The following is a 16,392-nucleotide window of genomic DNA, read 5'->3' as shown; positions in this document are numbered from 1 at the left end:
ACACTCCCATTCTTAGAACTTCTCAGCAAATGCAATTGCAAAATTACTGCATTTTTCAACATCCTCTTCATCTTCTGGAGCTAGTTCGATTTTCAATCCTTCTTGTACAAGCTCTGCACCGCGTTCTACAAGTCTTTCTTCAAATATCGTTACCGCTTCACAAAATAGTTCATACGCCGTATCACCTGATCCGAATACCGCTACTTTCTTCCCTGATAAATCTATATTTTCTAAGTCCTCATGGAAATCTTCCGCCTCAAACGGTAATTCACCATCGCCCCACGTATAAGATCCTAAAATGATTCCATCATAGGCTAATAATTCTTCAGCATCCATGCCTTCCATTTCTTGCAATACTACTTCATGATCAAAAGCATCTAAACTAACTTTTATTAAATCAGCAATACTCTCTGTATTTCCTGACATACTTGCATAAGCTATTAAAATTTTTGCCACTTCGGCATCCCCCTCTTACAATAAATGATTCTCATTCTCATTATATTAATAATGAGAATCAATTTCAATTATATTTTTCATTTTTATTTATTCCATACAAAAAAGCACAGATGACTATACAATCACCTGTGCTTTTTTATTACTTTTTAAAAATACCAAACGGCTTTCCAACTGGTAATACAACTTTACCGAAGTGTGTATTTAACACTGCTGCTGCTGAACCATAGAAAGATAATAATGAAATACATAGTTCAGAATACGCTGCTAAATTATGCATTGCATGCGGCATAACACCTAAAGTACTTAATGAAAGACCAATAAATAAGAAATCAATAAGGACGAAAATCATAAATAATACTTTATGTGTTTCCATTGCACCAATTGTCATAAAGATTGTGAAAATCAAATATCCAATAAAGGCTACACCCAGCTGTTTTGAATCTGCAGCTTGTGCTAGTTTTTCGCCAAATACTCCAAGTTGAATTAACCAAGTCATTCCAACACCTAACCAAAATAGGCCGTAGGCACCGAATGCTGTTGTACCGAACGTATTGTTATGCTTTGCATCGTGAATGCACGCAAAGATTTGTGCAAATCCTCCTAAAAAGATTGCCCACGGTAATACAAGTGAAACGCCATCTGTTAAGCCTAACTTTTGAGATGATGCTACAAGTGTTACCATCGCTAATCCAAATAGACCAATTCCAGATGGATCTGCTGTTGTCATTTTCACATGATGTGTAGTAGTTTGATTGCTCATATAAACCTCCTGATTATAAACATACTCGAATACAATACTTAAATCAGAAGACTATGTCAATGGTTTTTTTTGTATGTTGTCAGACCTTACTTTTTATAATGATTGAATATACTTCCGACCACTTCATACGGTTTTATACTCACTTTTTCCAACTCGTGCATCGGCAACCATAACGGAATATAACTCCCTCTATCTTTCAGTTTGAATTCTTCAGCTTTACCACTTCCGAAAACTCCATCTATAATATGGGCATTAAAATAATACTCCGTACTTTTATACTCCACCTTTGCAATCAGATGCTCCACTTTTATATGTACCCCTAATTCTTCATAAATTTCTCGCTTTGTTGCTTCTTCAGCTGTTTCTCCTTCTTCAATTCCTCCGCCTGGAAAAACATAATATGTTTCCCCTTCTCGAATACGTTTTATAAGAGCAATTTTCCCTTCCTGTACAATGATAGCCCCGCCCCGATTTCTTATCATTTTATTACCTCAATACGAATCGCAACTGTTCCCCACTTTTTTTCTTGTTCTTTCGTATATATTTTGTATGTACTTTCTAGCATTTCCTCTAAACTATCATTTTCACAATCCAATAATTTATGATCAATTTGTTCGTACATTGCTTTAAAGCTTGCGTATCGTTTTATTTCCGTTACTTTTACAGTCATCATTGCTGCTGTCGTAAGGTTCGTAAATACAATATTATCGCCTTGTTTTATAAGTTGACGTTTTGTATCGTATAAACGTACTTCATATACTTTTTTTCCTGATTGAATTGACTGAAAAGGTTTATTATATAGCCCCATTTCGTATATCATTCATTCCACTCCCTTTTTATTCGTTGCACCTACTAATTGTGTATTACCAATTCATATAACACAGTTCCACTTATTCCAAGTTGCATATAATGTTCCATATCCATTACTTGCTTTAGAGAGGATGCTAAATTTGTTATGTTATTTTTAAATCAAAAACCTGAATATAATAAATATGATATTGGTGATTATACTTATAGTAAAGTAGGTCCAACCATTTTTTCTTGGAATGATGCAACGAAATTAAAAATAGGTAAGTTTTGCTCATTAGGAGAAGAAGTCGTTTTTATACTTGGCGGTGAACATCGCGCAGACTGGATAACGACATACCCATTTAATGCATTTTTTAATGAAGGAGCACATATTACTGGTCATCCTTCTTCAAAAGGTGACATCGTAGTCGGCAACGATGTATGGATTGGTTATCAATCCTGCATTTTATCTGGTGTTACAATTGGTAACGGAGCCATTATTGGGGCAAAGAGTGTTGTTACAAAAGACGTACCCCCATATGCAATTGTAGCTGGTAATCCTGCAAAATTTATTCGATATCGTTTCCCGCAAGAAACGATTGACAAACTAGAAAATCTCGCATGGTGGGACTGGGATATTTCTATTATAAAAGGAGCCATTCCATTTCTACTTTCCAACAAAATCAACGAGTTTTTTACCTCACCCGAAAATGAATCTATGTGATTGATACAAAAAGAGCATCCTATTCTTTCAGGTGAAGTGACCCCTAAAAGTTAGACACGGTTATTTCATTAGGCAACTTGATCCAAATGAGTCCGGTATTGTACCGGGCTCATTTTTAATTTTGCCTTAATCCGTTTCGTATTATAATAATCTATATATTTTTCTAATTCTATTTTAAAATGCTCAATACATTCAAATTCTTTTATATAGAGGAACTCCGACTTCATAATCCCAAAGAAATTCTCTATTACTGCGTTGTCGTAACAGTTTCCTTTTCGAGACATACTCTGTACGATAGCTCTTGATTCAAGTGTACGGACGTACTGTCTCATTTGATAATGCCATCCTTGATCCGAATGCATCAGTAGCTGGTGGTTTTCAGGTAAACGTTCTAATGCTTTCTCTAACATCTCTGAAACAAGCGAATACGTCGGTCTAGAACCAATTGTATAGGTAATAATTTCACCATTATACAAATCTAATACAGGTGATACATACAGTTTTTCTCCAAACAATTTAAACTCTGTGATGTCTGTTACCCATTTTGATTCGGTGCATCTGCATAAAAATTACGCTCTAAAATATTGGGTGCAATTTTACCGACTTTCCCCTTATAAGATTTATATTTCTTCATGCGCACAACGCACTTTAAGCCAAGCTCTTTCATAATGCGTTGCACCTTCTTGTGATTCACTTTCTGACCACGATTCGTTAATTCATCACGAATGCGACGGTAACCATAACGACCTTCATTCTCCTCATAAATCGCTTTAATCTCAGCTTTCAAATCGGCGTCTACATCTGGGCGATTCATTTTTTTTACTAAATCATAATACGTGCTTCGTGGAATACCAGCTAGCTCCACGAGTGCCTTCACCAAATATTTATGCCTTAATTCATAGACTACTTGCGCTTTATCTTGTTTTGTGATTTTTCCTTGTTTTGAACTAAGGCATTCAACTTTTTTAAGTACTCATTTTCCATTTCAAGCTGTTTAATACGTGCTTCAAGTGCTTCGACTGACCCTTCAGCTAAAGCTTGTTTTAATTGTTTATTTGAATCTTTTTTCATGGATGAACGCCCCTTTTTCTTAGATTGAAGGGCATCAATTCCTTGTGTTTCCAGTTGTTTTTTCCAAACAGAAATCGTTGAAGGGGCAGGAATGTTAAAGATAGCTGCCGTCTCAAATAAGGACATACCGTTTTCAATCATAAAGTTTAGTACGTCTAGTTTAAATTGTTGTGTGTAATTTGTACATCGTTTTAGAAAAGCTTCCACACCATTTTGCTTATATTGGTTTACCCAATTCAAAATGATTGTGCCACTTATACCGATCGCTCTACCCATTTCTCGATAACTTTCATTTCCGTTCAAATAACGTAGAACGATTTGTATTTTTTCATCAGCTGTAAATTTAGCCATAGAAAAACTGCACCTCCAATTGTTAGACTGTGTCTAACAATTGGGGTGCAGTTCACAGGATGCTCTTTTTTGTTTTATTTTTTATGTTCGTGCAAATGATTACACGGAGAACATTGAAATGGAATTTTATCTAAGCAATTAAAGTTTGTTTCACAAATTTGTTCGATCGTTGGGACGAACGGTATGACCACAATATTACTTTCTATTATTTGTGTAACAGGTGGTAACACTGTACCTACTTGATGTTCGAAGCGAATACTCGCTTGATTTATATAATTTCCTGAACCACTTGGCGCGCTCTGAACTACTACTTGGAACGAGACTGTGCGTGCTTCACCTGGATTTAAACTTCCTATAAGAAATCCTGATACTGGGTTTACACTTGGCACGGGCGTATTATCAACCGTTACACTTCCAAGGACAAATTGAACACTACTATCTAACATATCTTGAAAACGAATATTTTGTATCGCTGTATCCCCCGTATTTGTAATAACTGTCGTAAACGTAATAACATCTCCAATTGTTGCTGTTTGATGATCCGCTGTTTTTACGACTGTCGTTGAGACATTTTGAGGAATAAACGGGATAACAACTGTATTGCTATCGCCTTCAACTACTACAGGCGGTTCATTTGGATTCACAATTGCAAGCCCACTCGCCGTAGCTGTATTTGTAACTAAGTTATTTATTTGCCCTCCTGTTATTACAACTTGGAAATTAATAATTGCTGCATCATTTGGCTGAAAATCACCTAACGGAATACCTGTATTCGGGTTGGCAAATGGAAAAGGTACATCATTTACCGTTACCGAGCCATTTATAAATAACGTATTCGGATCAATGATATCTGTTAAAACAATATTCGTCACAGGAACTGTACTATCATTTATAACAGCAATTCCGTAAGTGACAACATCTCCTACCATCGCTACTTCAAAATCCGCTCCTTTTGCAACAAATAAAATTGCAGTATTTACCGTTACAATAACTGTATTACTCGTGTCCATTACTGTAACCGGTGGCTCTCCTGGTACTAAAATATACTCTGCTAACGCCCCAGCAACGTTTACTACTGTACCACCATCTGGAAAACTTGTAATTGTAGCTTCATATGTTACAAGTGCCGTCTCACCCACTGGGATGTCTGGTATCGTAAATCCAGCCTGTGGATTTAACCCTGGTTGCGGAACTCCATTTATCGTTACACTATTTGGAACAAACTCAGCTTCCTGAGATAACACGTCTATAAATTGAACATTCATCGCATCAGCCGTACCAGTATTTAATATACGAACAGTATACGTTACCGTTTCTCCCACTCCAACAATCGGATGATCTACTTCTTTCAGCATATCTAAACTACCTCGATTTACTGGTGTGACTGTCGTATTACTTGAGTTCGTAATTGTAAACGGTGGTTCTCCTGGAATCAATTCGAAATCACCAGTTACTCTCGCTGTATTCATAATGCTACTAGAAGGCGGAATTGCGATTACATTTACTTCAAATGTAATTAATATACTGTCCCCTACTGCAAGATCTGGTAATGAAAAGCCTACAAATGGATCTAAACCTACTTGCGAAATTCCATTTATTTGTACACTTCCAGGAATGAATTCTAAACTAGGTGACGGAACATCGATAAACTGAACATTCGTCGCTAATACCGTTCCCGTATTTGTAACTTGCACACTATAAGTTAACGTATCCCCTAATCGTGTTGCTTGCTTATTTACGGTTTTTATAACATTAAATCTCCCTCTATTTACCCTTGTTATTGTCGTATTACTCGGTTCAGTTACTACAACCGGCGGCTCTCCTGGTACTAAAGTAAAGCTTCCTGTTATATTTGCAACGTTCGTAATGGTTCCTGATGACGGAATGTTTGTAACTGTCGCTTGAAACGTCACGATAACTGTTTCTCCAACTGGTATATCTCCAACTCCAAAGCCAGTAATCGGATTTAAGTTTGGTTGCGGGGCTCCATTTATCGTTACACTACTTGGTACAAATGACGCTCCTAATGAAATCGTATCAATAAACTGAACATCATTAGCTGTTACTGTTCCTGTATTCGTTATTTGAACTGTATACGTTAATACATCTCCAACGAGAGTAGCAGCCCTATTTACTTGTTTAATAACATTAAATCGTCCTCTATTTACAGTTGTAAGTGTTGTATTGCTCGGTTGGTTTACTACAACTGGTGGTTCTCCTGGTACTAATATAAAGCTTCCCGTAATATTTGCAGTATTAGCAATTGTTCCGTTCGATGGAACACTGACAACTGTTACTTGGAACGTAACTTCTACACTTTCACCTGGGCTTATATCTGGAAGCGGGAATCCATTATTAGGATTGAATCCAGGTTGTAGCACACCATCTATCGTTACACTATCTGGTATAAATGTGATCGAGGACGGTAATACATCACTATATTGAACATTTGTCGCTACCACTGTACCTGTATTTTGAACTACTGTTGTATATGTGATTGTATCACCTACTGCAACAACCGGCTGACTCACTGATTTTAAAACATTTAAACCAGGTTCATTAATTTCTGTTAATGTCGTATTACTTGTCGTTGTTTCTGTAATAGGCGGCTCTGTTTCACTTACAGCAAATGTAGCTGTAACGTCTACAAAGTTAACAATCGTCCCCCCCTCAGGTATGCTCGTAACCACTTCCTGATATGTGACAAGTACAAAATCATCTACAGGTATATCTGGAACTGTAAAGCCAATGAAAGGATCTAATCCTGGTGCCGGCACCCCATTTATGCTCACACTTCCCGGTACAAATGCTACACCGGCGGAAGTTGTATCTATAAATTTAACATTCGTTGCTACCACTGTACCGAAATTAAAGATTAATACATCATACGTTAATATTTCTCCAACCGTCGCTACCTCTTTATCGACTAGTTTTAATGGAAATATAGACGCTATATTAATTGTCGTAACGACTAGATTCGTTAATATCGTTTCCGTAATTGGTGGTTCCTGCGGATTTGGTTGTGAAGTAAATGTAACATCTGCATCATTTAATATGACTTCATTATCTGGAATCTCCGTAATCGTCACTTGGAACGTCACAGCAATATTTGCACCTGCATTTAATAACGGACTAACTGGAAATCCTGTTTCTGGATTTAAGCCAAGTTGCTGCGCCCCACCTATCGTTACACTATTTGCTACAAATATCGTTCCTTCTGGTATGACATCTTGAAAGAACACATCTGTAACTGGTATAATTCCTACGTTTGAAATTAGCACAGTATACGTTAATACATCCCCAACCGCTCCAGCAGCAACATCAACTGTTTTTGTTGCTGTTACTTCACCAGGAGGAGGTAACGGTATCGTAACTACTGTCGTATTACTTGAATTTGTCGTTGTTACAGGCGGCTGTAAAGGATTTAATAAAAAAGTGGCTGTAGCAGATGCCGTGTTTAATACGGCCCCGCGCGTGGATGGCGCAACTACTGTTACTTGGAACGTTACAGTCAATGATGTTCCAGCTGCGATATTAGGAAGCGGAAAACCTACATTTGGATCCAATCCAGGTTGAGATGTTCCATTTATCGTTACACTATTTGCTACAAATGTTGTTTCTGGAGCAATTGGATCAATAAAGGAAGCATTCGTTGCTGTTACTGTGCCGTTATTTCGAATGACTACAGAATACGTGTAAGTCTCTCCAAGTGCAGCTTGTTGTACAGATGAAGATTTTTGTATATTTAATCGAGCAGTGTTTACTTGCGTCACAACGAAATTACTATTCGTAACAGTCGTTATTGGAGGGTTTGCTGGATTTATAAGAAAACTTGCAGTAACGTTCGATTGGTTTCTTATATTTCCACCGCTCGGAACACTCGTCACTGTAACTTGAAACGTAATCGTAGATGTTTGCCCGACCGGAATATTTGGTACTGGGAAACCTACCATAGGATTCGCGCCTTGCTGAACAACTCCATTTATCGTCACACTATTTGCTACAAACGCAGTACCAGACGGAATTGGATCTTGAAAAATAATATTCGTTGCAGGAACAGTTCCTGTATTTTGAATAAGAACCGTATACGTTAACGTATCTCCTACTCCTGCTTGTGGTGTATTTACACTCTTCATTACATTAAGTGATCCTACATTCACTCGCGTCACAACAATGTTACTAATCGTTACAATTGTAACTGGTGGCTGGAGAGGACTTACTTGGAAATCAGCAGTTACATTCGCATTATTCGGAAGAACTCTATTTGGTGGTACACTCGTAATCGTCACTTGAAAAGTAACTGTTACCATCCCTCCTACCGGAATATTAGCAAGTGGAAATCCAATTATTGGGCTTAAACCTGGTTGAGGCGTTCCATTTATCGTTACACTATTTGCTACAAACGTTGTTCCAGATGGAATTGGATCAACGAATGATACATTTGTCGCTGCTACTGTTCCACTATTTTGTATACGAATTGTATACGTTAGCGTATCTCCTACACCTGCTTCAGTAGCACTTACACTTTTTATTACATTTAGCCCTGAAGAATTCACCACTGTATTAACAGTATTACTTGGCACCGTTACAGTAATTGGTGGCTCTGTTGGATTTACAAGAAAATCTCCAGTTACATTCGCATTATTTACAACATTATTTCCTTGAGGAATTTCATCAATTAATACTTCAAACGTAACAATTACACTCGCGCCAGTAGGCAAATTATTTAATAAGAATCCAAGTTCTGGATCTGCCCCTTCTTGTAAAACACCATTAACAACTACACTGTTTTCAATAAATAATGTCCCTTGTGGAATTGAATCTTGAAAAAATACATTTGTAGCTGGTACACTACCTGCATTTATGATTTCAATTGTATATACTAAAACATCCCCTACCGTTGCAACATTCGTATTCACTGATTTCACAACTTCAAAGTTCCCTGATTGTACTGTTGTATTCACAATGTTACTCGGAACATTAATTGTTACTAGTGGTTCACTCGGATTCACTTGAAAACTCGCTGTTACATTTGCTTGATTTAAAATATCTTCATTTTCTGGATCCTGTACAATTAATACGTCAAATGTGACTACAACTGTTTGAGCCGCAGGAATATTCGGAAGAGAGAATCCTGTATTCGGATTCAATCCACTTTGCGATACTCCATTAACGGTTACAGAATTTGCAACGAAAGAAACCGCTGAAGAAATAGTGTCTTGGAAAAATACATTTGTTAACGGAACGTTTCCTGTATTTTGGACGGCAATTGTGTATGTTAAAGTATCCCCTACTGCCGCTTGCGTTGTATTCACTTCTTTTATTACATTTAAACCGCCTGTATTAACTTGTGTCACAACTGTATTCGTTTGTCTATTAATCGTCACTGGTGGTTGATTCGGAATAACGACGAAATTAGCAGATACATTTCCACGATTCGCAATCGTACCTCCTGATGGCGTAGATGTCACTCGGACTTGAAAACGCACTGTCCTACTTCCACCTGGAGAAATATTTGCTACCGCAAACCCAGTCGAAGGATTTACTCCTGGTTGTGAAACCCCATCTACAGTCACACTATTTGCGATAAAAGTTGTTCCAATTGGAATTGGATCTTGAAAAATAACATTTGTCGCAAGTACATTTCCGGCATTCTCAATTGTAATAGTGTACGTAAGAACGTCATTCACTGTCGCAAAAGCTCTATCCACTGCTTTTCTCGTTCTTATATCAGCTACATTAATTGTAGTAAATACAGTGTTACTTGTCGCCTGTCCTGAAATTGGTTGTTGACCAGGTACTGGAGTAAAGTTAAATGTTACACTCGCACGATTTGGAATTGGATTGACAAGCGGATTAGATGTTACTCGAACTTGAAAACGCACTACCGTCGTTTGCGAAGCATTAATACTTCCTAGATTAATACTACTTGCTGGATTTGCTCCTGGACGTGCTACCCCATTTACCGTAACACTATTTGGAACAAATGTTGTGCCACCAGGGATACTATCAACAAAAACAACATTATTTGCAGTGACATTTCCATTATTCGTCACATTAACTGTGTATGTTAATACATCATTAAGGGTTGCTGTCTGTAAATCTACAGATTTTTGCATACTTATAGTTGCTTGATTCACTGTCGTTTGTACTGAATTTGAAGAAGACATACTTGTAATTGGTGGACTACCGACGAAAGGACGGAATTGATATGACACCATTGCGCGATTCGGAATAGGATTTGGGTTCGGAAACGATGTTATTCGCACTTGAAATGTAACAACTCTTTGCGCGTTAGTTGGGATTGTGCCTAAATTAATTCCATTAACAGGGTTCGCATTCGGCTGTGTTACTCCACCTACCGTTACACTACCTGTAACAAACGTCGTTCCGTTCGGAATACTATCTTGTAATATAACATTTTCTGCACTTCCCGTACCTGTATTAGGAACTGTAATTGTGTAGGTAAGAATATCTCCAACTCCTGCAACTGTTCTATTGACCGATTTAACAGGATTAATAATTGGCCCCGTTGCATCAATTTGAACCCCAAAACCAGCTGCAGCATATCCATCTCCATTAGTAACGAATCGAACCGTTGCTGACGTTTGATTATTTACTAATGATGCAGAGGCATTTACATTTGTAATATCCCACCCTTGTCTTCGGACGGCTAAAGCTATCCCTAAAGGCTGATTCAAATCTCCAAACGTTCCAGTTGTATCTAACTCTCCAATATCGTTACAAATTTGTGACTGAAAAAAATTATTTGCGGGGTTTCTCGGGCCGGATAATGCAACTGTAGTATTTGCATTCGGTCCAAAGCGAAGTTGATCTCCAACAATGTTAGAATCACCTTCTTGAGCAGTTACGAGCACTCGCCCTGTTACAGCTCCTGTCGCTGGGGTAGCAAATCCTGAAATAGTAGCATCCACTGGTGGTGATGAAGCATCGATAATTTCTTGACCTGCATAAACTGATAAATTCCGAAGTGGCAAACTAGCATTTTGATACACAACCTCAAGCGTCCATCCAGCCGAACGACTAATAGTTGGATCAGATGAAGTTCCTGCAGCTGGCACTGCACCTGTAGTATAAGTTCCTGCCCCGCCTGCACTAACAAGATTCGTTACATTGGCAGAGCGCGCATAATAAAACTGATTCCCTACTGAACCTTGCTGCGCAGTAGCAGGATCTGGCGTAACAGAAAAAGTCCCAGCCGGTGTTGTAAATGTAATATTATCATTTAAAAACGGTAAAACATCTTCCGTATCAGTCCGGAAAGTACCAGCCCAAACTAATTCTGCATATAACACACTACTTCCCGCTGGAAGATTTAAAATTGCACTTGAAGAATTCAATTGCCATTCATCTGTTGTCCCTACCGGGAATCCTGGTACTTGTAGCGCTGTATTTACTGTCGTAAACACAGCAAGTGTACCAAAAATATTACCTGGTGCAGGTGATGTAGGGCTAAGCCCTAACGTATTCCCAGTGAACGTGACGGCACCAGGTACTGTTGTTGTAAAACGATTTATAAAAGGCACACAATCATCTCATTTCAATTATAGTAAAAAGTGCTCTATACTATAAAATGTAGACAAACTATACAATGTACGTTGTCCAACAAAATTCCGCACATACGAAAGGAGTTTATAAAACTATGCGCTACGTTATCGTAACAGGAACTTCACAAGGTTTAGGTGAGGCAATCGCCACGCAATTATTAGAGGAAAACACAACCATCATCTCTATTTCTAGAAGAGAAAATAAAGAGCTTACTAAACTTGCAGAGCAATATAACAGCAATTGCATTTTCCATTCCTTAGATCTTCAAGATGTACATCATTTAGAAACTAACTTTAACGAAATCATTTCATCCATTAAAGAAGACAATGTATCTTCTATTCATTTAATTAATAATGCGGGTACAGTTGCACCTATGAAGCCGATTGAAAAAGCAGAAAGCGAACAATTCATTACGAACGTTCACATTAATTTACTTGCCCCTATGATTCTTACATCTACATTCATGAAACATACGAAAGACTGGAAAGTAGATAAACGTGTTATTAACATTTCATCTGGTGCAGGAAAAAATCCTTACTTTGGATGGGGCGCTTATTGTACAACGAAAGCTGGTGTAAATATGTTTACACAATGCGTAGCGACTGAAGAAGAGGAAAAAGAATATCCAGTAAAAATCGTCGCTTTTGCACCTGGTGTTGTGGATACAAATATGCAAGCACAAATTCGTGAAACAAATAAAGAAGACTTCACTAATTTAGAACGATTCATCACACTAAAAGAAGAAGGAAAGCTATTATCACCTGAATATGTGGCAAAAGCTATTCGTAGCTTACTAGAAACTGAGAACTTCCCGCAAGGCGAGGTTATTAGAATTGATGAATAATAAAAAGGCGTGCTAAAATAGCACGCCTTTTTATTCTACTTCTCTAAAAATATGAGCACAGACTCCGCAATTTGTTCATAACCAATTTCTTGATAAATTTTATTAGACGTAGGGTTCGCTAGATCAGTATATAACGTAGTCGTCTTATATCCTTCATCTAACATACGTTGACTAAGTGCAGCGACACAACTAGATGCGTACCCTTTTTTCCGCGCTTCTTTCGGTGTATATACGAAATTAACTGTTATATTGTTTGTAGTCGGTCTCGTTTTTGCAGCTACAGAAACAAGCTTCCCATCTACATCTAAACCAAATAGCCGACGGTTCGTAATTAATGTATGAGCGGTTTGTTTCGCTTCTTCTTTCGTAGTAGGAAGCCTTACATCTTCGCAAAATTGATAAATCCACTGTTCTATTAATGGTAGCTCATCACTACCTATTTCTCGAAAAGCCCCATCCTCGGTCCACTTCTTCTTAACTTGTTGTAATGCATACACACCTTGTTCCATTACAACATTCGTTTTCTTATTTTCTAACACAGCAATCTCTTCCGCTAATTTCTGTACAATTTTCTTATTACCAATCAATCCAGGAACATTTGAATATGCTTTCGTTAATTTTTTTGCAAGTTCCACGATATCCTTTTCCGCAATTTCAGACGTAGCAACAATGATTTGTTTCTTCTCTTCTGTTTGAAGAAATACAACTTTAATTTCTTCTCTTTGTTTTGCTACTCCCATAAATATCGGCTCTTGGACCATTTGTAATACACCTAATATGAGATTATTTTCCTGCTCATTCTTTTCTAAAAATGGTGTAACATCTTCTTTAAAATGAAGAATCTCTTTATATACGTGTAATTGAATCATCGACAATCTCTTCTCTCCATCTATATTTTAATTAAGTATTGGCGATTAATTCATTAAATCCTTCTTTTACGATTCAATATAATTCGAAGTTAACATATTCAAATCAGTTTCAGCTTGTAAAATTCTCTGTTTTTCTTTTTCAAATACCTCTTCTTCTTTTTGAAATGACTCTTTTCGATTTTTAATCATACGCTCCATTTCTTTTTTACTCGGTCCACCGTATACATTCCTTTTTTGAATAAAAGCTTCTGGCGATACAATTTCTTCCCACTCTTTTTCTAACAAATGTACTTTAAATTTTTCTTGTAAGTATATATTTACATCTTTGAAATGTAATTCATGTAGCTCCTTTTTCTGCTCCAATGACATATTCGCAATAACACTCGCTGCATGATGCGCATGCCGAAATGGAATGCTATAGTTTTTTGTTAAAACATCTGCGAAATCAGTTATCGTAATTGCATGTTTATAAGAACGACTTTTTAACGTTTCTTCTTCTACTTTCATTGTTCGAATAACTGCATTCATAATACAAAAAACACGAATGGTCTTTTCAATTCCTTTATATAAATACGGCTGCAAATCATCTTCCGTATCGACAATATCACCAAATGGTGTATTATGAATCATTTGAAATACTGTAAATGCTTCTCCTAAAGCACTACTCGTAATCGCACGGGCGTGTTCAATGGAAACTGGATTTCGCTTTTGCGGCATAATACTACTTATTTGTACATATGGCTTTGCAACAGTAATACCATCATATTCTTTCGTCGCTAATAGTAAAAAGTCATGAATCCATCTACTCGTATTCGTCATAATTACCATAAGTAACGAGCTAACTTCTAATAAATAATCCGCTCCAGCAACAGCATCATATGAGTTCTCAATTACATTTGTAAACCCAAGTAAATTGGCAACTCGCTCTCGTTTAATTGGGAAACTTGTTGTAGAAAGAGCGGCAGCTCCCATTGGAGATTGGTTTAAAAGTTTGTACGTTCGTTTCATTCGTTCTAAATCTCTTTGCATCGTATCATAAATCGCTAACGTATAATGACCAAATGTTGTGGGCTGTGCTGGTTGTGTATGTGTATAAGCTGGCATAATCGTTTCCTTATGATCATCGGCAAGTTGTAATATACTTTCTTGCAATAATAAATGATGTTCCATTAATCGTAATACATATCGTCTTAAACTCATGCGATACATCGTTACACCCATATCATTTCTACTTCTACCAATATGCATATTACTTACAAAATCGCATTTCGCTTCTTGAGAAATTAAATGTTCCACTAAAAAAAAGAGATCTTCATGCCGCTCTGTATAGAGCAATTGATCTTTTGGAATTCCCTCTATCTTTTTAAGAGCGTTTAATATAACTTTAGCTTCTTCCTTTTTCATTAGACTTTCTTCTGTTAGCATCACAATATGCGCTTTATGCACTTGAAACATATCTTTCAATAAGTAATTTCGCTGAAAATGAAATACATGTTGTAATACGCAATCCACATATGTTTTTCCAGGGAAATCAGCGCCTTCACTCTTTATAAACTCTTCTTTACTTTGTTTCATCACCTTTTCCCCTCTCACCTAAGTATTACTACCCATCATACCCAGAGATAGGAAAAAAGTGCTTGTACATAAAGTGAAACTTTAATCAGTGGGGGTTTTCTTAATCCCCCACTGATTATTAGTTGAACCAATCGGACTTTTAGGGGCAGTTGATCCCCCACCTAACTTCTTTGCTTTCGCTGAATTTTGAGGTGGGGGTCTTACTGCCCATTAAAGCGGGATAAAAATAAACTCGGTGCTCTCTGCACCGAGTTACTTAATAAAAGTCGCATCATACTTATCACTTTGCAACACTTGAAAATGTAAGTTTGCTAAATGTTTCCGTATTTCTGCACTGTCGTCTTCATTTAAATCATTTGCTAAAAACACTATTTCTGTACAGTTCCCGCGTTTATCCATCGCATAAACTGCTTTTGTAACAGTCCATGGCGTATAGCCATTTTTTTGCCCTGCATGTCTAAATGTTTTACGATATTTCTTAGCACTCATATCTGTTTCAACGATATTCGCCCACACTTTTTCTTCGGCTTCTGTCAGTCCACCTTTATGATTTGCCTTTTGAAGCAGTACCATATAATCGTTTGCAGAAGCTGCTGGTAATCGATCTGACCAAATTTTATCGTAACGTTCCTCTAAATAAAGAGGTATTTCCTTCTGTAATAATGGCCCCTTCTTTTTTAAGCGTTCATGAATAATTATCGCATATTCACGATATTGCTCTTGAGACATTTCTTTTAACTTTTTCTCTATTTTATATTTCGGAACATGTAGTTCTTTATGCAAATACCCAGGGATGTATAAAGATGAAACAATCGGAAATAGCGGCTGATGTGCTGGAAGCGATAAACTTTGTAAATTACGATTAATATTATCTAATCCTAACACTTCCATCAAATATTCAGCATTCGCATTCGAACTAAACTTAACCATTCCTTTTGCCACTTCTTCTAAAGAAACTGCCCCTTCTGTTATCTTGTCTGTCTTTTGCAAATACCTTTGCCATCTATCTTGTGCACCGCCATCTGTATTCGGCACATAATAACGATTTATATCATTAATGGAAACGAAACTAGACGGATCAATTTTCCCTTCCGTAACTTGTTTCGTATATTCAAGCGCCACAATTAACTTCATCGTACTAGCAACTGGCAATACAACATTCGGATTTACAGAATAAACAACTTTATCATTTCTCTTCACGAGAAGCGCACTATTTTTTTCATCTTTATTTTCTTCAATAAAGGATGCGATATACTGTGCATCATCATTATTTGAACTCCACACTTTTTTCACTAAAAAATTACCCGATATTAGCAAAACGAAAATACCCACAATCACTGCGCATACTATAGTTTTTTTCAAGTAAAATTCCTCTCCTATTGTA

Annotated in this window: 10 protein-coding genes and 1 pseudogene; 2 read left to right on the top strand and 9 right to left on the bottom strand. The window is 37.1% G+C overall.

What is annotated here, in order from left to right; all coding sequences use genetic code 11:
* Nucleotides 1–12: 12 nt before the first annotated feature.
* The 4 genes from DN389_RS20770 to DN389_RS20755 form a co-directional block, all read right to left on the bottom strand.
* Complete coding sequence (locus tag DN389_RS20770) at nt 13–456, bottom strand: flavodoxin (RefSeq protein ID WP_001062763.1); 444 nt, start codon at nt 454–456, stop codon at nt 13–15.
* Nucleotides 457–595: 139 nt separating this feature from the next.
* Nucleotides 596–1,216 carry an acetate uptake transporter gene (locus tag DN389_RS20765; RefSeq protein ID WP_000070936.1) on the bottom strand — a complete coding sequence of 207 codons (621 nt, stop codon included), beginning with the start codon at nt 1,214–1,216 and terminating at the stop codon, nt 596–598.
* Between the two features lie 86 nt (nt 1,217–1,302).
* Nucleotides 1,303–1,698, bottom strand: coding sequence for an NUDIX hydrolase (locus DN389_RS20760; protein WP_098191208.1), 396 nt, complete (start codon nt 1,696–1,698; stop codon nt 1,303–1,305).
* A complete protein-coding gene (locus DN389_RS20755; protein WP_088081830.1) occupies nt 1,695–2,036 on the bottom strand; it encodes an ASCH domain-containing protein in 342 nt (113 codons plus the stop codon). Before DN389_RS20755 ends, DN389_RS20760 begins: the two co-directional genes overlap by 4 nt.
* A 135-nt stretch (nt 2,037–2,171) precedes the next feature.
* Here DN389_RS20755 and DN389_RS20750 point away from each other — a divergent pair, with 135 nt between their 5' ends.
* Nucleotides 2,172–2,729 carry a CatB-related O-acetyltransferase gene (locus tag DN389_RS20750; RefSeq protein ID WP_000898177.1) on the top strand — a complete coding sequence of 186 codons (558 nt, stop codon included), beginning with the start codon at nt 2,172–2,174 and terminating at the stop codon, nt 2,727–2,729.
* A 68-nt stretch (nt 2,730–2,797) separates the two neighbouring features.
* On the opposite strand, the pseudogene DN389_RS20745 reads toward DN389_RS20750, so the two are convergent.
* Both DN389_RS20745 and DN389_RS20735 read right to left on the bottom strand, forming a co-directional pair.
* A pseudogene (locus tag DN389_RS20745) lies at nt 2,798–4,151 on the bottom strand (IS3 family transposase).
* Between the two features lie 74 nt (nt 4,152–4,225).
* On the bottom strand, nt 4,226–11,698 hold the full coding sequence (locus DN389_RS20735) for a DUF7507 domain-containing protein (protein WP_149237537.1): 7,473 nt from the start codon (nt 11,696–11,698) through the stop codon (nt 4,226–4,228).
* 116 nt (nt 11,699–11,814) lie between these two features.
* Here DN389_RS20735 and DN389_RS20730 point away from each other — a divergent pair, with 116 nt between their 5' ends.
* The gene (locus DN389_RS20730; RefSeq protein WP_149237536.1) at nt 11,815–12,564 is read left to right on the top strand and encodes a (S)-benzoin forming benzil reductase; all 750 of its coding nucleotides are present in this window, start codon (nt 11,815–11,817) and stop codon (nt 12,562–12,564) included.
* A gap of 35 nt (nt 12,565–12,599) precedes the next feature.
* Here DN389_RS20730 and DN389_RS20725 read toward each other — a convergent pair whose 3' ends face one another.
* The 3 genes from DN389_RS20725 to DN389_RS20715 all read right to left on the bottom strand — a co-directional run bounded on the left by DN389_RS20725 (nt 12,600) and on the right by DN389_RS20715 (nt 16,370).
* Nucleotides 12,600–13,433, bottom strand: a complete 834-nt coding sequence (locus DN389_RS20725; protein WP_098803015.1) for a GNAT family N-acetyltransferase — start codon at nt 13,431–13,433, stop codon at nt 12,600–12,602.
* Nucleotides 13,434–13,499: 66 nt separating this feature from the next.
* On the bottom strand, nt 13,500–15,008 hold the full coding sequence (gene argH / locus DN389_RS20720; RefSeq protein ID WP_149237535.1) for an argininosuccinate lyase: 1,509 nt from the start codon (nt 15,006–15,008) through the stop codon (nt 13,500–13,502).
* A gap of 252 nt (nt 15,009–15,260) precedes the next feature.
* Nucleotides 15,261–16,370, bottom strand: a complete 1,110-nt coding sequence (locus tag DN389_RS20715) for a serine hydrolase (protein ID WP_149237534.1) — start codon at nt 16,368–16,370, stop codon at nt 15,261–15,263.
* Nucleotides 16,371–16,392 lie beyond the last annotated feature (22 nt).

The organism is Bacillus sp. AY3-1 (assembly GCF_008368785.1).
Lineage (GTDB): Bacteria > Bacillota > Bacilli > Bacillales > Bacillaceae_G > Bacillus_A > Bacillus_A wiedmannii.
This window is presented reverse-complemented; position numbering and strand designations above follow the sequence as displayed.